This is a genomic window from Pseudomonas khorasanensis (genome assembly GCF_014268505.2).
GTDB lineage: Bacteria > Pseudomonadota > Gammaproteobacteria > Pseudomonadales > Pseudomonadaceae > Aquipseudomonas > Aquipseudomonas khorasanensis.
The window spans coordinates 221,166-238,536 of sequence record NZ_JABWQP020000002.1 but is presented as its reverse complement, the minus strand read 5'-3'; the positions used below and the strand labels follow the sequence as shown (position 1 = coordinate 238,536).

At 60.3% G+C, this 17,371-nt stretch carries 15 protein-coding genes; 9 read left to right on the top strand and 6 right to left on the bottom strand.

Annotated elements, in window-relative coordinates; genetic code table 11:
* Position 1: 1 nt before the first annotated feature.
* Positions 2-880: an MBL fold metallo-hydrolase gene (locus tag HU727_RS07235; RefSeq protein ID WP_186530118.1), complete on the bottom strand. Its 879-nt coding sequence runs from the start codon at positions 878-880 to the stop codon at positions 2-4.
* A gap of 112 nt (positions 881-992) precedes the next feature.
* Between HU727_RS07235 and HU727_RS07230 the strand changes: the two genes are divergently transcribed.
* Positions 993-1,898 (top strand): LysR family transcriptional regulator, encoded by a 906-nt coding sequence (locus HU727_RS07230; RefSeq protein WP_202883530.1) that lies wholly within the window; start codon positions 993-995, stop codon positions 1,896-1,898.
* A 139-nt stretch (positions 1,899-2,037) separates the two neighbouring features.
* Positions 2,038-2,214: a hypothetical protein gene (locus HU727_RS07225; RefSeq protein ID WP_186530120.1), complete on the top strand. Its 177-nt coding sequence runs from the start codon at positions 2,038-2,040 to the stop codon at positions 2,212-2,214.
* A gap of 131 nt (positions 2,215-2,345) precedes the next feature.
* On the opposite strand, the gene HU727_RS07220 is transcribed toward HU727_RS07225, so the two are convergent.
* Positions 2,346-3,236, bottom strand: a complete 891-nt coding sequence (locus HU727_RS07220) for a helix-turn-helix domain-containing protein (protein ID WP_186530122.1) — start codon at positions 3,234-3,236, stop codon at positions 2,346-2,348.
* A 186-nt stretch (positions 3,237-3,422) separates the two neighbouring features.
* On the opposite strand from HU727_RS07220, the gene pobA reads away from it, so the two are divergent.
* Positions 3,423-4,607, top strand: a complete 1,185-nt coding sequence (pobA, locus tag HU727_RS07215; protein ID WP_437180377.1) for a 4-hydroxybenzoate 3-monooxygenase — start codon at positions 3,423-3,425, stop codon at positions 4,605-4,607.
* Positions 4,608-4,686: 79 nt separating this feature from the next.
* Positions 4,687-6,204, top strand: coding sequence for an MDR family MFS transporter (locus HU727_RS07210; RefSeq protein WP_186530126.1), 1,518 nt, complete (start codon positions 4,687-4,689; stop codon positions 6,202-6,204).
* A gap of 124 nt (positions 6,205-6,328) precedes the next feature.
* Here the strand turns inward: HU727_RS07210 and HU727_RS07205 are convergent, their stop codons facing one another.
* From HU727_RS07205 to HU727_RS07190, 4 genes are all read right to left on the bottom strand, one after another.
* A complete protein-coding gene (locus HU727_RS07205; protein ID WP_186530128.1) occupies positions 6,329-7,177 on the bottom strand; it encodes a cache domain-containing protein in 849 nt (282 codons plus the stop codon).
* Positions 7,178-7,306: 129 nt separating this feature from the next.
* Complete coding sequence (locus tag HU727_RS07200) at positions 7,307-8,164, bottom strand: ATPase (protein WP_186530130.1); 858 nt, start codon at positions 8,162-8,164, stop codon at positions 7,307-7,309.
* Positions 8,165-8,279: 115 nt separating this feature from the next.
* Positions 8,280-9,272 carry an NAD-dependent epimerase/dehydratase family protein gene (locus tag HU727_RS07195; protein ID WP_186530132.1) on the bottom strand — a complete coding sequence of 331 codons (993 nt, stop codon included), beginning with the start codon at positions 9,270-9,272 and terminating at the stop codon, positions 8,280-8,282.
* A 108-nt stretch (positions 9,273-9,380) separates the two neighbouring features.
* Entirely contained in the window at positions 9,381-10,268 is an 888-nt protein-coding gene (locus tag HU727_RS07190) for a LysR family transcriptional regulator ArgP (protein ID WP_186530134.1), read from the bottom strand.
* Positions 10,269-10,364: 96 nt separating this feature from the next.
* On the opposite strand from HU727_RS07190, the gene HU727_RS07185 reads away from it, so the two are divergent.
* From HU727_RS07185 to HU727_RS07165, 5 genes are all read left to right on the top strand, one after another.
* Positions 10,365-10,967 (top strand): LysE/ArgO family amino acid transporter, encoded by a 603-nt coding sequence (locus HU727_RS07185; RefSeq protein ID WP_186530136.1) that lies wholly within the window; start codon positions 10,365-10,367, stop codon positions 10,965-10,967.
* A gap of 176 nt (positions 10,968-11,143) precedes the next feature.
* Positions 11,144-11,740 carry a superoxide dismutase gene (locus HU727_RS07180; RefSeq protein ID WP_038366841.1) on the top strand — a complete coding sequence of 199 codons (597 nt, stop codon included), beginning with the start codon at positions 11,144-11,146 and terminating at the stop codon, positions 11,738-11,740.
* A 331-nt stretch (positions 11,741-12,071) separates the two neighbouring features.
* A complete protein-coding gene (locus tag HU727_RS07175) occupies positions 12,072-14,123 on the top strand; it encodes a putative bifunctional diguanylate cyclase/phosphodiesterase (RefSeq protein ID WP_186530138.1) in 2,052 nt (683 codons plus the stop codon).
* A 164-nt stretch (positions 14,124-14,287) separates the two neighbouring features.
* On the top strand, positions 14,288-15,640 hold the full coding sequence (locus HU727_RS07170) for an imelysin family protein (protein WP_186530140.1): 1,353 nt from the start codon (positions 14,288-14,290) through the stop codon (positions 15,638-15,640).
* A 278-nt stretch (positions 15,641-15,918) separates the two neighbouring features.
* Complete coding sequence (locus tag HU727_RS07165; protein ID WP_186530142.1) at positions 15,919-17,346, top strand: di-heme oxidoreductase family protein; 1,428 nt, start codon at positions 15,919-15,921, stop codon at positions 17,344-17,346.
* The last annotated feature ends 25 nt before the right edge of the window (positions 17,347-17,371 follow it).

Here is a 17,371-nt window from a genome sequence, read left to right as displayed (position 1 = left end):
CTTACCACTGCATTTCGCCCTTGGCGACTTTTGCGCTCAGTTCCAGCGAGCTTTCCTCACCGAGTTGCGGGTAGCGTTTTTTCATCGCCGCGATCAGCGCAGCGGAGTCTTTGGCCATTGCGGTTTCGGCATCGAACGCCTTGATGTAATCGGCGGTGAATTTCACGCTGGCCAGCGAGCGACTGCTGTCGCCCAGGTAATGGCCCGGCACCACGGTTGTGGGTTTCAGGGTCTCGATCGTGTGCAGAGTGTGCAGCCAGTCGGCATGGGACTGCGCGGTCTGCGTGTCGGCCATCCACACATGAATGTGCTCGGCGACCACCACGCCACCGACGACAGCCTTGAGCGACGGAATCCACACGAAGCTGCGATCCGGCTGCTTGCCGTCGAGGCCGATGACCTGCAATTTCTTGCCTTCCAGCGTCAGGCTGTCGCCGTCAAGCACCTCTGGGACGATGGTTTTTGCCGGCACGTCGGCACCCATTTTCGACCCCCAGTAGGCCAGTTTGCCGTCGACGGTGTGCTTGATGTGATCGACCGTCGGCTGCGAGGCCAGCACTTTTGCTTTCGGGAACGCCTTGGTCAAAGTGTCGAGGCCGAAGTAGTAATCCGGGTCGCCGTGGCTGATGTAAATGGTGGTCAATTGCTTGCCGCTGGCGCGGATCTTTTCCACCACCTGCTCGGCCTGGGATTTACCGAATTGAGCATCGACCAGAATCGCTTCTTTCTCACCACTGACCAGCACCGAGCTCACCGGGAAAATTGCTTGTGTGCCAGGGTTGTAGACGTCGAGGCTCAGGTCGGCAGCGGATGCGTGAGCAGCAAAACCTGAAAATGCAGCAGCGAGCAGAACACGTTTAAATGGGGTGAAGCCGATCATCTGTTGCTCCAGAGTTCGAATGCCCGTTGGGCGATGAACAGAGCTTAGTTGCCAGACTCAGTACAAAAAATGCGATGCTTGAACATAGTTTGTTTCTGAAAGCGTGCAAATCATGGATCGTCTTCAAGCAATGCGGGTGTTCGTCACCGTGGTGGATCTGGGCAGCCAGTCAGCGGCGGCCGATCATCTGGACCTGTCGCGGCCCGTCGTGTCGCGCTATCTGGCGGAGCTGGAAGACTGGGTCGGCGCACGACTGATGCACCGCACCACGCGCAAATTGAGCCTGACCGCCGCCGGCAGTGAAATCCTCCCGCGTTGTCGCCAGATGATTGAGTTGTCGCACGACATACAGGCCGCCGTCAGCGAACCCCATGACGCGCCGCGCGGCCTGCTGCGGATCAGCGTCAGCACGTCGTTCGGCCAGGCGCAACTGGCCGATGCGGTGGCGGCGTACGTCAAGCTTTACCCCGGCGTGAGCATCGACCTGCAGATGCTCGACCGCACGGTGAATCTGGTCGATGAGCGCATCGATCTGGCGATTCGTACCAGCAATGACCTGGACCCTAATCTGATCGCCCGGCGCCTGACAGTTTGTCGCTCGGTGGTCTGCGCAGCGCCGGCCTATCTGCACGAGCATCCGGCGCCGCACACCGTCGAGGACCTGAGCCGCCACAACTGCCTGACACATTCCTATTTCGGCAAGAGCCTGTGGCACTTCGAGGAGGATGGCGAACCGGTGTCGGTGCCGGTGCAGGGCAATATCAGCGCCAACGAAGCGAGCACCTTACTGCGCGCAACCCTGGCCGGCGCGGGCGTGGCGATGCTGCCGACCTACCAGGCTGGCGTGCATATTCACAACGGTGAACTGGTGCGCCTGCTGCCGCAAGCCGAACCGCGGCAAATGAATATCTATGCGGTGTACGCCTCGCGCAAACACATGCCGGCGGCACTGCGCAGTATGCTCGACTTCCTTGTTGAGCGCTTTCCCGAAAACCCGGAGTGGGATGTGGGATTGTAAAAGTCAAAAGATCGCAGCCTTCGGCAGCTCCTACAGGGGAAACGCATTTCAAATGCAGGCGCTGCCGAAGGCTGCGATCTTTTGATCTTGTTCTATGCTGAAAGTAATACCGCAAGGTAGACGTTCAGAGGTCATTACCATGAACATCAAAACAAAAAGGTACGCCGCGATTTTCATCACCTGCGCCGCCACGCTGGCGCTGTACGGCACCGCTGCCTGGCGGGTCGAGCAGTTGCGACAGCTGCCACGCGAATATGCGAGTTGCAGCCATGAGCGCTGTATTCCGCACAACGCGACGCTGAACGCGTTGCGCTGAGTGACCTGCGCTGGAATGCAACCCTGTGGGAGCGAGCTTGCTCGCGAAAGCGGCGGGTCAGTCAGCCTATTTGTTGAATGACACTCCGCCTTCGCGAGCAAGCTCGCTCCCACAGTTGTTGGGTGGTGGTTTTAAGGTTGTTGTTCGGCCTTCAGTCGGTCGCGAAATGCCTTTGGCGAAATCCCCACCCGGCGCCGGAACAGGCGCGTGAAATTGGTCGGATCCGAGAACCCCAACAACTCCGACATCTCGTAAATCGTCATGCTCGTGTACGTCAGCAGGCGCTTGGCTTCGAGCAGCTGACGCTCATGCATGATCTGCAATGCCGGTTGCCCGGCCAGTTCACGGCAGGTGCCGTTGAGGTGTGATACCGAGATCCCCAGGCGATGGGCGAGGTCTTCGACTTTCACGTGCTGGCGATAAGTCTCTTCCACCAACTGAATGAAACCATTGAGGTATTCGCGCTGGCGTTGCGGTCGCTGACTGGCCTTGTGCCGGACGATCGCCTGGCGGCTGACCCAGACCATGATCACGCTGACCAGCGAATGCATGAGCATTTCCCGCGCCGGTTGATGGCCGTTGTACTCGGCCTGCAACGCCGAAACCAGGCTGTTCAGGTAATCGCCGTCCTCGCCGGCCGGGTAATTGTCCGCGCTGGCCAGGGCGTGCACCGAGTCGCCCAGTTGCGCTTGCAGGTGTTTGATCAGCGGCGTCGCCAGGGTCACGATGAACCCTTCGACATCCTCCGAGAATCGAAAGCCGTGCACCGACAGCGGTGGCAGGACTTGAATCGCGGGAGTTTGCAGTTGCGTGCGCTGGCCTTCGATTTCAAGCTCTGCCTGACCTTTGAAAACGAAGAGCAGCTGGCACAGATCCGCGTGGCGGTGAGGTTTGATTTCCCATTGATGCTCGCGACTGCGCGAAGAAATGGTTTCACAGTGCAGCAGGTCCGGGGTCGGCCAGTCCAGGCTTTCGCCGTAGAGCTTGAACACCGGAATCGAAGGCAGGGCAGGCTTGTTCATCACTTCAATCCAGGCCTCGGGGTTATGGGCGATAATCGCACCGATTGGCAGAATGTACAGGTATCGGCTCAGTTTTCACCTTCAATTGACAGACCCGCAAGGGAAAAATGCAAGCACTCGATCCATAAAAATCATTCACCGGCGTTTGCTGCGTGAAGCTTGCGAGACATAAAAACAATGAAAACGCTGAAAACCCAAGTCGCCATTATCGGCGCCGGTCCTTCCGGACTCCTGCTCGGCCAGTTACTGCATAACGCTGGCATCGACACCCTTATCCTCGAACGCCAGACGCCTGACTACATCCTCGGCCGAATCCGTGCCGGTGTACTTGAACAAGGCATGGTAGAGCTGTTGCGGCAGGCCGGCGTGGGCCAGCGAATGGATGCCGAAGGCCTGGTTCATGGCGGCTTCGACCTCGCGCTGGACGGCCGACTGGTGCATATCGATCTGCACGCATTGACCGGGGGCAAGACCGTCATGGTTTACGGTCAGACCGAGGTCACCCGCGATCTGATGGCCGCTCGTCGGGACGCTGGCGCGCCGACGATTTATCAGGCCGGTAATGTCGTTCCCCACGACATGAAAAGTGACGAAGCGTATGTCACGTTCGAAAAGGATGGCGAAACCTGGCGTGTCGATTGTGATTACATCGCCGGTTGCGACGGCTTCCATGGCGTCGCGCGGCAGTCGATTCCTGCCGATTGCCTGAAGGTCTTCGAGCGGGTCTACCCGTTTGGCTGGCTGGGTGTTCTGGCCGACACGCCACCGGTTCACGATGAACTTGTATACGCCCGCCACGAGCGCGGATTCGCCCTGTGCAGCATGCGCTCGGCCACCCGCACCCGCTATTACCTGCAAGTGCCGGCAGATGAGAATGTCGATGACTGGAGTGATGCGCGCTTCTGGGATGAGCTGAAGAAACGCCTGCCGGTGGCGCTTGCCAAGAAACTGGTGACCGGCCCGTCGATCGAAAAAAGCATCGCGCCGCTGCGCAGTTTTGTTGTCGAGCCGATGCAGTATGGCCGGATGTTTCTGGTCGGCGACGCCGCGCACATCGTTCCCCCCACAGGTGCCAAGGGCTTGAATCTCGCAGCCAGCGACGTCAGCACGCTGTTCAACATTCTGCTGAAGGTCTACCGCGAAGGTCGCACGGACCTGCTGGAAAAATATTCACAGATCTGCCTGCGCCGGGTATGGAAAGCCGAGCGGTTTTCCTGGTGGATGACGTCGATGCTGCATCGCTTTGACGACCAGGATGAATTCAGCCAGCGCATCAGTGCGTCGGAGCTGGACTACTTTGTCAGCTCGCAAGCCGGGCAGAAAACCATTGCAGAAAATTACGTCGGGCTTGCGTACGAGGCTATCGAATAGCCTGCTATCGACTTATAGTGGCGAGCACTTGCCCGCTCGCCTTGCCCGCGCGGGTCAATCACTGCCCGCAGGTTCTTCCGTGACCACTCTCAATCAGCCTGAAACGCCCAAACCGGCCATTCGCAGCGTGCTGGTCGCCTTGATGATGGCGATCTTTCTGGGTGCGCTGGACCAGACCATCGTCGCCGTGTCGATGCCCGCCATCTCCGCGCAATTCAAGGACGTCAGCCTGCTGGCGTGGGTCATTTCCGGCTACATGGTGGCGATGACCGTGGCAGTGCCGATCTACGGCAAGCTCGGCGATTTGTACGGGCGGCGCAAACTGATGCTGTTCGGCATGGGCCTGTTCACCCTCGCCTCGCTGTTCTGTGGCATGGCGCAGAGCATGGAGCAACTGGTGCTGGCGCGGATTCTTCAGGGCATCGGCGCCGGCGGGATGATCTCGGTAAGCCAGGCGATCATCGGCGACATCGTCCCGCCGCGCGAACGCGGCCGCTATCAGGGTTATTTCAGCAGCATGTACGCCGTGGCCAGCGTCGCCGGCCCGGTACTCGGCGGTTATATGACTGAATACCTGTCGTGGCGTTGGGTCTTCCTGATCAACCTGCCGCTGGGCCTGGGCGCGTGGTGGGTGGCACGCCGCAACCTGCGCGGCTTGCCGATTCCGCAGCGCAAACCGGTCATCGATTACTTCGGCACCGTGCTGATGATCATCGGCCTGACAGCGTTGTTGCTCGGCATCACCGAAGTGGGCCAGGGCCATTCGTGGCGCAGCAGCGAAGTGCTCGGATTGTTCGCTTGCGCATTGGTGGTGCTGGCGCTGTTTGTCTGGCATGAACGCCGGGCGCGCGAACCGTTGCTGCCGATGCACTTGTTCGCCAACCGCAATGCGCTGCTGTGCTGGTGCACGATTTTCTTTACCAGTTTCCAGGCAATTTCGCTGATTGTGCTGATGCCGCTGCGTTTTCAGACCGTGACCGGCGCCGGCGCTGACAGCGCGGCGTTGCACTTGCTGCCACTGGCGATGGGGTTGCCGATCGGTGCCTATTTCGCCGGCCGCCGCACGTCGATCACCGGGCGCTATAAACCGCAGATCCTCACCGGTGCGATCCTCATGCCGATCTCGATTCTCGGCATGGCCTTCAGCCCCCCACAAGCGACGCTGCTCAGCGGCTTGTTCATGCTGCTCAGCGGGATCGCCGGCGGCATGCAATTTCCGACTTCGCTGGTCGGCACGCAAAACGCGGTTGAGCAGCGCGACATCGGCGTGGCCACCAGCACTACCAACCTGTTCCGCTCCCTCGGCGGCGCGGTGGGCGTGGCGTTGATGTCGGCGCTGTTGCTGGCGTTGTTGCACGACTCCAGTTTTGCCCATCTGGCGGGCAGCTCATTGATGAGCGAAGGGCATTCGGGCAACGTGCTGCTGGACGGTTTGAACGCAGCGTCGGGGGATGCGCAGGACGCCTTGCGCGCGGAGCTGCTGGTGACGTTCCGCCATTTGCTGTGGGTCAGCACGGCGGTGTCGCTGCTGGGCCTGGCGGCAGCGATTGCCATGCCCAATAACCTGCTGCGCGGGCGGGAGCACGGCGCGAAATAACTGCTGCAACAAATAGCACTGTGGGAGCGAGCCTGCTCGCGAAGGCGCGGTGTCAGCCAACACATAGCTCAATGACACGCCGCATTCGCGAGCAGGCTCGCTCCCACAAGGGAACGGTGTTCACTCAAGGGCTGTAATAACCCACCGCCACCAGGAAGTGCCCGACTTTTTTCAGGTAGGCATGCTTGTCCTCGATCTTGCCGGTCACCGGGTTTTTCCAGCGGTATTCGTATTCGCCCTCGTCCTGTTTGCCGATCAGCGCCAGGATCGGCTCGCCCACCGGTTTGCCTTCCGGGTCCTTGACCTTGCCGAAGTCGGTATTGATCAGGCGCAGGTTGGTGCCATGGGCGACGTAGCGCTGATTGTTCAGGTCGACCACAAACACATACAGGTCATCCTGCAGGTAACCACCCTTGAGGGAGTTGATTGCCGTCAGCGTGCCCTTTTCGTCTTTGGTCAGATCCCTCGCAGCTTTATCCAGCAACGCTTTGGCCTGCTCGGCCGATGCCCGTGGCAGGTAATAACCGACCGCGAGAATGCGCTGCCCCACACGCTGATAGAACACGTGCTTGCGCTCAACCTTGCCGTCGGCCCAGTTCTGCCAGCGGTATTCGGCTTGTTGGATACCGTTGCCTTCCGGCACTTTCAGTGCCTCTTTGAAAGCCTTTTGCAAATCCGGCCCGAGCACTTCGCTGACATCGCGGCCGATCAATGCCGATGAAGGCCCGCCGCTGGCGAGCATCACGCCCTTGGTATCGACCACAAACACGTAACGGTCCTTGTCGACAAATTCCCCCTGGCGGCTGAACGCGGCGAACGCCTTGTCGCCGTTGTCGTGGTAATAGGCCAAGGCTTTTTCCAGCAGGGCAATGGCGGCCTGGCTGTCATCCCTGGCGGCAGTGGCGGCAGTGGCCTGGCCGAAACCGGCCAGCAACATCAGCACGAGCCAGGCCACTTTATGCAAAAACTCCATAGCGCATCCCTCGTTCTTGTTGGTGTTTGAAGAGCGTAGACGGCTTGGGGTCATGTATGGATATTCAGAGCGTTTCTGGACATTGCGCCGTCGCTGTGGCGAGGAATGCCTCGCCACAGCGATCAACGCTTACGGGCGGGAGTTGATCTGTTGCTGCAGATTCTGGATTTGTGCCTGCAGGGTGTTGAGGTTACGGGTCATCTGCGCGCGGAACGCATCGAACTCGGCGGTATTGCCGCCGCCCTGCGCAGCTGCCGGACGATTGTCCTGCTGGCTCTTGAGCACAACGATGTCCTGTTCCAGACGATCAATCGCCGCGCTCGGATTGCCCTGCTTCTTCAGCGCCGCGATATCGGCGCCGAGGCTCTTGACCTGAGCGTCGAAGGCTTTCAATTGCGCATCGACCTTGCTGGTATCGTCCGGTGTGCTTTTGATCGTCGCCAGTTCGGCGCTCAGGGCTTTGACCTGGGCCTGCAATTGCGTGTTGGCGTTCTGCTGTTCAGTGGTCTGCGCGGTCATCTGCGCCAGACGCTTGTCCAGTTCGCTGGCCTGACCGGCCACGCCTTGCTGCTGCTTGCCCTGGTCGAGCAGTTTGCTTTCGAGTTGCCTGATCTGCAGCTTCAAGGCTTCGCTGTCGCTGCTGACATTGCTCTGGCTGGCGACGACCTTGCCGGAAATATCCTGCAGACGCCCCGCCGCTTCTTCGCTGATCCGCGCGAAGCTTTCCTGGGTGGCGACCAGTTGCTGCTCCATCAGCGAGATCTGCTGGAAGCTCCACCAGGCCAGACCGATGAAGGCGAAAAACAACGCGCCGACCAGCGCCCACAACGGCCCGGTACTGGGGGCCTTGACCTTGACCACCGGCGCCGGGCGCGAATGCACGGAAGTGCGGGCGCCGGGCGCGATGTCATCGTCGTCGAAGGGATCGGCGCGCAGGCTTGGGACGTTATCAAAATCGTCGTCGTGGGCATCATTTCGCATGGACATTGAGGCAACCTTTGGGAACGCGGTGATGGCTAAATGCTGCGAAGTATAACCGCCGCAGCCGCAGGCATTGACCCCCGACCCGCGAGGCGGTTCATTACCGCCCGGCCGAATCGTTTCAACGAATGTCCTGAGCTTTCCACCAGGCGCAGAACTCATCGAGTGCAGCCCAGAGGCTGACTTTCGGGTCGTAGTCCAGATAATGCCGGGCGCGACTGATGTCGAGGGTGAAATTTTTGTTCATCACTTGCATGCCCAGACGCGACAGAGTCGGCTCCGGGCGCCCGGGCCAGAGCATGCACGCACCCTCATTGAGCGCCGCCACGCTGTAGGCCAGACCGTAGGATCGATATTTGCGCACCTGATCGACTTCCATCCGGCGCATCACGTAATTGACCACGTCCCACAACGGCACCGGCGTACCGTTGCTGATGTTGTAGGCCTTGCCCAGCGCGGAGCCTGCCGCCAACAGGCTGCTGAGCATGGCTTCGTTGAGGTTCTGCACGCTGGTGAAATCGACCTTGTTCAAGCCGTTGCCGATGATTGCCAGACGGCCCTTGCGCTGCATCTTCAGCAGGCGCGGAAAGATGCTCATGTCGCCCGCCCCGGTCACAAAGCGCGGGCGCAGGGCGATGGTTTCCAGGCCGAATTCCTGTGCACCGAACACCTTCTGCTCGGCCAGATATTTGGTCGCGGCGTAAGGATGCTTGAAGCGCTTGGGCACTTGCTCTTCGGTCAGATCCAGATGGTCGCGGCCATCGAAATAGATCGACGGCGACGACAGGTGCACCAGACGCCGCACCCGTTGTTTCAGACAGGCTTCAACGACGTTTTCGGTGACCTGGACATTGCCCTGATGAAAATCCTGATAACGCCCCCACAGCCCGACGGCGCCAGCGCAATGCACCACTGCGTCGACATCCCGGCACAACGCGTGCACCAGATCGGCGTCGGTCAGATCACCCGGCACAAACTCGGCCCCACGGCGCACCAGATGCTCGACGCTCTCGGCCCGGCGACCGTTGACCCGCACCTCAAGGCCCTGCTCCAAAGCGAAACGCGCAAAGCGCCCGCCAATAAAGCCGCTTGCGCCGGTAACCAAAATCTTCATCAAAAAACTCCACGAGTGCAGCTGCAAGCTTCAAGCTGTCAGCTGCAAAGTTGAAACAGTGCGCGAGCGCTTTACTTGCCGCTTGCAGCTTGACGCTTGCAGTTGCTCTCAGGCCACTAGCCATTGCTTTGAGGAGCGCAGCAGTTGTTCGGTCAGCAGATTGAGCAACTGCCCGCCATTGCGCCAATGATGCCAGTACAGCGGAACGTCGATCGGTTTATCTGGCAGCAGCTCACGCAGCACCCCGCGTTGCAATTGCTCGCGCACCTGCAGTTCCGGCACCAGCCCCCAACCCAGACCGGCCTCGGCCAGGCGAATGAAACCTTCGGAGGACGGGCACAAATGATGCTCAAAAGCACCGTCGACGCCTGACAGGGCCAGGTAGCGATGCTGAAGAAAATCATCCGGGCCAAACACCAGTGCTGGCGTGCGCGGCAACAGTTCAGCGCGCACGCCATCAGGAAAATGTCGCTCGATGAATGCCGGGCTGGCCAACGCGCGATAACGCATGGCCCCGAGCAACACGCTACGCGCGCCGGCCACCGGACGCTCGCTGGCACACAGGCAAGCGGCAACCTCACCGGCACGCATGCGCTTGAGGCCAACGGTCTGATCCTCGACGATCAGGTCGAGCAATAACTGTTGTTCGGCACAGAAATCACCGACGGCGCCGGCCCACCAGGTTGCCAGGCTGTCGGCGTTGAGCGCGATGCGCAGGCGATCCGGCAGGCCTTCTTCATCAAGCGCCGGAACCACAGACTGCAAGTCGCGCTCAAGCAAACGCACCTGCTGCACATGGTTGAGCAACCGCCGGCCAATCTCGGTCGGCGCCGGCGGCGTGCCACGCACCAGTACCGGCTGGCCGACCCGCGCCTCGAGCAATTTGATCCGTTGGGAGATCGCCGACTGCGACAGGCCCAACGCCTGCGCGGCGCGGTCGAAGCCGGCCTGCTCGACCACGGCAGCCAGCGCAGAGAGCAGTTTATAGTCGAACATCAGTTTTCCTAATGGGCGATCAGCAGTATTGGTTTTCCTTATACAGCGACACACCCCAGAATTGCCAGCAAGCACGCTCTCTCAAGGAAATTTCCCATGTGGCAAAGCTATGTAAACGGCCTGCTGGTGGCGTTCGGCCTGATCATGGCGATCGGCACGCAGAACGCGTTCGTATTGGCGCAAAGCCTGCGCCGCGAACATCACCTGCCGGTGGCGGCGCTGTGCGTGGTGTGTGATGCGCTTCTGGTCGCAGCCGGCGTATTCGGGCTGGCGACGATTCTGGCGCAAAACCCGACGCTGCTGGCCATTGCCCGCTGGGGCGGCGCGACGTTCCTGATTTGGTATGGCAGCCAGGCGCTGCGCCGGGCCTGCTCGAAACAGAGCTTGCAGCAAGGCGAAAACCAGACCGTACGTTCGCTGCGCGCCGTCATGCTCAGCGCGCTGGCGGTGACGCTTCTGAACCCGCACGTCTACCTCGATACGGTGTTGTTGATCGGCTCCCTCGGTGCGCAGCAATCGGTGCCGGGCGCTTATGTGGTCGGCGCGGCAAGTGCATCGCTGCTGTGGTTTTTCACCCTGGCACTGGGCGCGGCCTGGCTGGCGCCGTGGCTGGCACGTCCGACTACCTGGCGGATTCTTGATTTGCTGGTGGCGGTGATGATGTTTGCCGTCGCCGGACAACTGATCTTCGCCGGATGATTTATTCCTGAAGGCTCTGGAACCTCTATCCCACACAGTTGTTGCGTGGTTAAGGCGCGACCCCGGTGCTATGATCCGAACCCTGCGCCGCAAAGAGTAAAAACTCGCCGGTGCATTTCCGGCCGCCCGTGATCGGCCTTGCGCTCACCGCAACAGACCTGATTAGGAGAATCATCATGGCTTTCGAATTGCCGCCGCTGCCTTACGCACACGATGCCCTGCAGCCGCACATCTCCAAGGAAACCCTGGAGTACCACCACGACAAGCACCACAACACCTATGTCGTGAACCTGAACAACCTGGTGCCAGGCACCGAGTTTGAAGGCAAGACCCTGGAAGAAATCGTCAAGACTTCCTCGGGCGGCATCTTCAACAACGCCGCTCAGGTCTGGAACCACACCTTCTACTGGAACTGCCTGGCGCCAAACGCCGGCGGTCAACCAACCGGCGCCCTGGCTGATGCCATCAACGCGGCGTTCGGTTCGTTCGACAAGTTCAAGGAAGAGTTCAGCAAAACCTCGATCGGCACCTTCGGTTCCGGCTGGGGCTGGCTGGTGAAAAAGGCTGACGGTTCCCTGGCCCTGGCCAGCACCATCGGCGCCGGCAACCCGCTGACCAGCGGCGACACCCCGCTGCTGACCTGCGACGTCTGGGAACACGCTTACTACATCGACTACCGCAACGTTCGTCCAAAGTATGTCGAAGCGTTCTGGAACCTGGTCAACTGGAAGTTCGTGGCCGAGCAGTTCGAAGGCAAAACCTTCACCGCTTAAGCTGCGCGCCAGACGAAAAACCCGGCTTTTTGCCGGGTTTTTTTATACCCGGCGAATGGCGTTTTTCTCACGGCAAAAGCAGCTTCGCTGCCGTTTGCCGCAAGCTCACAGCCAGCTACCATCAGAGGCAGGAAAAATTCTCCGTCACAGCGCTCAAGTTGAGGGCAACCACAACCGACACAGTTGATCAGAGCTAATACTCCAATTGGCAGCATTCCGGCCAAGAGTCAGGTGAATCCATCGCTGCCTGATTGTCCCTTTGACTGCCAACCCGGGATTGCCAATACTCATGGCAACTTGACGCTATGCGCACGGAACAAGGAATAACCCTTTGAAGCTGGAACTCAAGAACAGCTTGTCGGTGAAGTTGCTCCGGGTCGTGCTCCTGTCGGCATTGATCGTTGGCGTGGTCTTGAGCTGCGCGCAGATTGTGTTCGATGCCTACAAAACCCGTCAGGCTGTGGCGGGCGATGCCGAGCGCATCCTCGACATGTTCCGCGACCCTTCGACCCAGGCCGTTTACAGCCTGGACCGGGAAATGGGCATGCAGGTCATCGAAGGCCTGTTCCAGGACGACGCGGTACGCCAGGCCTCGATCGGCCATCCCAACGAAACCATGCTCGCGCAGAAATCCCGCGAGCTTCAGCATTCCAGCAGCCGTTGGCTGACCGATCTGATTCTCGGCCAGGAACGCACCTTCACTACTCAGTTGGTCGGGCGTGGTCCCTACAGCGAATATTACGGCGACTTGAGCATCACCCTCGACACTGCCACCTATGGCGAAGGCTTTATCGTCAGCTCAGTGATCATCTTCATTTCCGGCGTGCTGCGTGCACTGGCGCTGGGGCTGGTGCTTTATCTGGTCTATCACTGGCTACTGACCAAACCGCTGTCGCGAATCATCGAGCACCTGACCGAAATCAACCCCGATCGCCCCAGCGAGCACAAGATTCCGCAGCTCAAGGGGCACGAAAAAAACGAACTCGGGTTGTGGATCAACACCGCCAACCAGTTGCTCGAATCCATCGAGCGCAACACCCACCTGCGCCATGAAGCGGAAAACAGCCTGCTGCGTATGGCCCAGTATGATTTCCTTACCGGCCTGCCTAACCGCCAGCAGTTGCAGCAGCAACTGGACAAGATCGTGATCGACGCAGGCAAGCTACAGCGCCGCGTCGCCGTATTGTGCGTCGGGCTGGATGACTTCAAGGGCATCAACGAACAATTCAGCTACCAGACCGGCGATCAATTGCTGCTGGCCCTGGCTGATCGACTGCGTGCGCACAGCGGTCGTCTCGGCGCCCTCGCCCGTCTCGGCGGTGACCAGTTTGCGTTGGTGCAGGCCGACATCGAACAGCCTTACGAAGCGGCGGAACTGGCGCAGAGCATTCTGGATGATCTGGAGGCACCGTTCGCCCTCGACCATCAGGAAATCCGCCTGCGCGCGACCATCGGCATCACTCTGTTCCCGGAGGACGGCGACAGCACCGAGAAGCTGCTGCAAAAGGCTGAACAGACCATGACCCTGGCCAAGACCCGTTCGCGCAACCGCTACCAGTTCTACATCGCCAGCGTCGACAGTGAGATGCGCCGCCGCCGCGAGCTCGAGAAAGACCTGCGTGACGCGCTGATCCGCGACCAGTTCTACCTCGTCTATCAACCGCAAATCAGCTATCGCGATCACAGCGTCGTCGGTGTGGAGGCGCTGATTCGCTGGCAGCATCCGGAGCACGGACTGGTACCGCCGGACCTGTTCATCCCGTTGGCCGAACAGAACGGCACCATCATCGCCATCGGCGAATGGGTGCTCGATCAAGCCTGCAAACAATTGCGCGACTGGCACGATCAGGGCTTCGCCGACCTGCGCATGGCCGTCAACCTCTCGACCGTGCAACTGCACCACGCCGAGCTGCCACGGGTGGTCAACAACCTGATGCAGATGTATCGCCTGCCGCCGCGCAGCCTGGAACTGGAAGTCACCGAAACCGGCCTGATGGAAGACATCAGCACCGCCGCCCAGCATTTGCTCAGCCTGCGCCGTTCCGGTGCGCTGATCGCCATCGATGACTTCGGCACCGGTTACTCATCGCTCAGTTATCTGAAAAGCCTGCCGCTGGACAAGATCAAGATTGACAAGAGCTTCGTGCAGGATCTGCTCGATGACGACGATGACGCGACCATCGTTCGCGCGATCATTCAACTGGGCAAGAGCTTGGGCATGCAGGTGATTGCCGAAGGCGTAGAAACCGCCGAGCAGGAGACGTACATCATTTCCGAGGGTTGCCACGAAGGTCAGGGCTACTACTACAGCAAACCGCTGCCGGCGCGGGAACTGGGCATTTACCTGAAGCAGGCGCAGCGCAGCGACGCTGCGATTCTCTAGAAGATCAAAAGATCGTCCGAAGGCTGCGATCTTTTGCTATCGACGCGTAAATAAGAAATATTTCCAAGCACTCCCTTTACACATAATGCGAAAGATTTGCATTATGTCGCAGTTTTGCGCGCCTCCCGCGCTGTCCAATCAACTACCGAAGCAGGATGTTCGCCATGATTCGTATGCCTCTGGCTACCGCCAGTCTGCTGGCCATCGCTATTTCCCTCGCCGGTTGCGGCGAAGGCAAAGACAAAGAAAAAGCCTCCGAGATGACGCCGGCCTCCAGCAGCGCTGCTCCAGCCCCGGCCGCTGCGCCTGCTCCGGCTGCCGGTAAAGTCGACGATGCTGCCGCCAAGGCTGTGGTCGCGCATTACGCCGACATGGTCTTCGCCGTTTACAGCGATGCCGAATCCACCGCGAAAACCCTGCAAACCGCGATCGACGCCTTCCTCGCCAAACCGAACGCCGACACCCTCAAAGCCGCCAAGGCTGCCTGGGTCGCTGCGCGCGTTCCGTATCTGCAGAGCGAAGTGTTCCGCTTCGGTAACACCATCATTGACGACTGGGAAGGTCAGGTTAACGCCTGGCCACTGGACGAGGGTCTGATCGATTACGTCGACAAATCCTACGAGCACGCACTGGGTAACCCGGGCGCTACCGCCAACATCATCGCCAACACCGAAGTTCAGGTCGGCGAAGACAAGGTTGACGTCAAGGACATCACCCCGGAAAAACTCGCCAGCCTCAATGAGCTGGGCGGTTCCGAAGCCAACGTCGCCACCGGCTACCACGCCATCGAATTCCTGCTCTGGGGCCAGGATCTGAACGGTACCGGCCCTGGTGCCGGCAACCGCCCGGCATCGGACTACCTGGAAGGCGCAGGCGCCACCGGTGGCCACAACGAGCGTCGTCGTGCCTACCTCAAAGCCGTGACCCAACTGCTGGTCAGCGACCTGGAAGAAATGGTCGCCAACTGGAAGCCGAACGTGGCCGACAACTACCGCGCCACGCTGCAAGCCGAGCCGGGCGAAACCGGTCTGCGCAAAATGCTCTTCGGCATGGGCAGTCTGTCTCTGGGCGAGCTGGCCGGCGAGCGCATGAAGGTTTCCCTGGAAGCCAACTCGCCTGAAGACGAGCAGGATTGCTTCAGCGACAACACGCACTACTCGCACTTCTACGACGCCAAAGGCATTCGTAACGTCTACCTGGGCGAGTACACCCGCGTTGACGGCACCAAGCTGACCGGCGCCAGCCTGTCGTCGCTGGTGGCCAAGGCCGACCCGGCTGCCGACGCCGCCCTGAAAGCCGATCTGGCCGCAACCGAAGCCAAGATCCAGGTCATGGTCGATCACGCCAACAAGGGTGAGCACTACGACCAACTGATCGCCGCGGGCAACACCGCTGGCAATCAGGTCGTGCGCGACGCCATCGCCGCGCTGGTCAAGCAGACCGGTTCGATCGAAGCCGCTGCCGGCAAACTGGGCATCAGCGACCTTAACCCGGACAGCGCTGATCACGAATTCTGATCAACCGCGTCTGCATCAAAAAAAGGCGACCTTCGGGTCGCCTTTTTCATACCTGGCACACCACTATCCCTGTGGGAGCGAGCCTGCTCGCGAAGGCTTTATCCGGCGCGGCATTTTCAGCGCGTCGGGCGTCTCTTTCGCGAGCAGGCTCGCTCCCACAGTGTTGGCATGCGCTTCAAGGCTTGCGCTGTATCAAGCAAACGATAATTCCTCTTATTCAAACCCCCTCGCCCTGTTAGACTTTGCGCCTTTGTTTTCGCCCGTTTGCAGGATGTCTGATGCTGTCGTTGCCGCTTCGCTTGTCCGCACTGTTGCTGGCCCTGGGCCTGAGTGCCTGCGATGACGCCCCGCGTTTTACCGAGGCTGAGCCCGGTGAAGCGCGCTCGGGGGGTGCGGCGACCGTGCGCAAGAGCGATCAGAACGCCTTCTCCCTGCCCTCGGCCAACCTGCCGCCATCACGGCGCGTGGATTTCAGTGTCGGCAACAGCTTTTTTCGCAGCCCGTGGGTGATCGCCCCATCGACCACCACCGCCCGTGACGGACTCGGCCCGCTGTTCAACACCAACGCCTGCCAGAACTGCCACATCAAGGACGGCCGCGGGCATCCGCCGGCGCCCGATGCGGCTAACGCGGTGTCCATGCTGGTGCGATTGTCGATTCCCGACGCGCCGCCATTTGCCAAGGTCATCGAGCAGCTCGGCGTGGTGCCTGAGCCAGTCTATGGCGGTCAGTTCCAGGACATGGCCGTGCCCGGCGTCGCCCCGGAAGGCAAGGTGCGCGTCGAGTACACGCCGGTCCCGGTGCGTTTCAAGGACGGCACGCAAGTCGAGTTGCGTAAACCAACGCTGCAGATTACTCAACTCGGTTACGGCCCGATGCACCCGGACACGCGCTTTTCCGCCCGTGTAGCGCCGCCAATGATTGGCCTGGGTCTGCTCGAAGCCATCCCTGAAGACGCGATCCTTGCCAACGCCACCGCACAAGCCAAGGCAAAAAACGGCATCAATGGTCGGCCTAACCGCGTTTGGGATGATGAATTACAGCAAACCGTCATCGGCCGATTTGGCTGGAAAGCCGGGCAACCGAACCTCAACCAACAAAACGTTCACGCGTTTTCGGGTGACATGGGCCTGACCACCAGCCTGCGCCCCATCGATGACTGCACCGACCCCCAAACCGCCTGCAAGCAGGCGCCGAACGGCAATGGCCCGAACGGCGAACCGGAAGTCAGCGATAACATCCTGCGCCTGGTGCTGTTCTACAGCCGTAACCTCGCTGTTCCTGCACGTCGTGGCATCAACGACCCACAGGTGCTGGCCGGCAAGAATCTGTTTTTTGAGGCCGGATGCCAGTCGTGCCACACGCCCAAATACACCACCGCCGCCAATGCCGCCGAACCTGAACTGGCCAATCAAGTGATTCGCCCGTACAGCGATCTGCTGCTGCATGACATGGGCGAAGGCTTGGCCGACAACCGCACCGAGTTCCAGGCCTCCGGCCGCGACTGGCGCACGCCGCCGTTATGGGGCATCGGCCTGACGCAAGCGGTCAGCGGTCACACGCAGTTTTTGCATGACGGTCGCGCACGCAATCTGCTCGAAGCGGTGCTGTGGCATGGCGGCGAAGCCAAGGCTGCGCAGCAACAGGTTTTGTCTTTCAATGCCGAGCAGCGCGCTGCGTTGCTGGCGTTTTTGAACTCACTTTAAATACTGAAAAAGCATCGGGAGCCCG

Bases quoted from the DNA above. Each gene is read 5' to 3' on its own strand.
- HU727_RS07235 (WP_186530118.1), bottom strand. From the start codon at position 880: ATGATCGGCTTCACCCCATTTAAACGTGTTCTGCTCGCTGCTGCATTT.
- HU727_RS07230 (WP_202883530.1), top strand. From the start codon at position 993: ATGGATCGTCTTCAAGCAATGCGGGTGTTCGTCACCGTGGTGGATCTG.
- HU727_RS07225 (WP_186530120.1), top strand. From the start codon at position 2,038: ATGAACATCAAAACAAAAAGGTACGCCGCGATTTTCATCACCTGCGCC.
- HU727_RS07220 (WP_186530122.1), bottom strand. From the start codon at position 3,236: ATGAACAAGCCTGCCCTGCCTTCGATTCCGGTGTTCAAGCTCTACGGC.
- HU727_RS07205 (WP_186530128.1), bottom strand. From the start codon at position 7,177: ATGGAGTTTTTGCATAAAGTGGCCTGGCTCGTGCTGATGTTGCTGGCC.
- HU727_RS07200 (WP_186530130.1), bottom strand. From the start codon at position 8,164: ATGTCCATGCGAAATGATGCCCACGACGACGATTTTGATAACGTCCCA.
- HU727_RS07195 (WP_186530132.1), bottom strand. From the start codon at position 9,272: ATGAAGATTTTGGTTACCGGCGCAAGCGGCTTTATTGGCGGGCGCTTT.
- HU727_RS07190 (WP_186530134.1), bottom strand. From the start codon at position 10,268: ATGTTCGACTATAAACTGCTCTCTGCGCTGGCTGCCGTGGTCGAGCAG.
- HU727_RS07185 (WP_186530136.1), top strand. From the start codon at position 10,365: ATGTGGCAAAGCTATGTAAACGGCCTGCTGGTGGCGTTCGGCCTGATC.
- HU727_RS07180 (WP_038366841.1), top strand. From the start codon at position 11,144: ATGGCTTTCGAATTGCCGCCGCTGCCTTACGCACACGATGCCCTGCAG.
- HU727_RS07170 (WP_186530140.1), top strand. From the start codon at position 14,288: ATGATTCGTATGCCTCTGGCTACCGCCAGTCTGCTGGCCATCGCTATT.
- HU727_RS07165 (WP_186530142.1), top strand. From the start codon at position 15,919: ATGCTGTCGTTGCCGCTTCGCTTGTCCGCACTGTTGCTGGCCCTGGGC.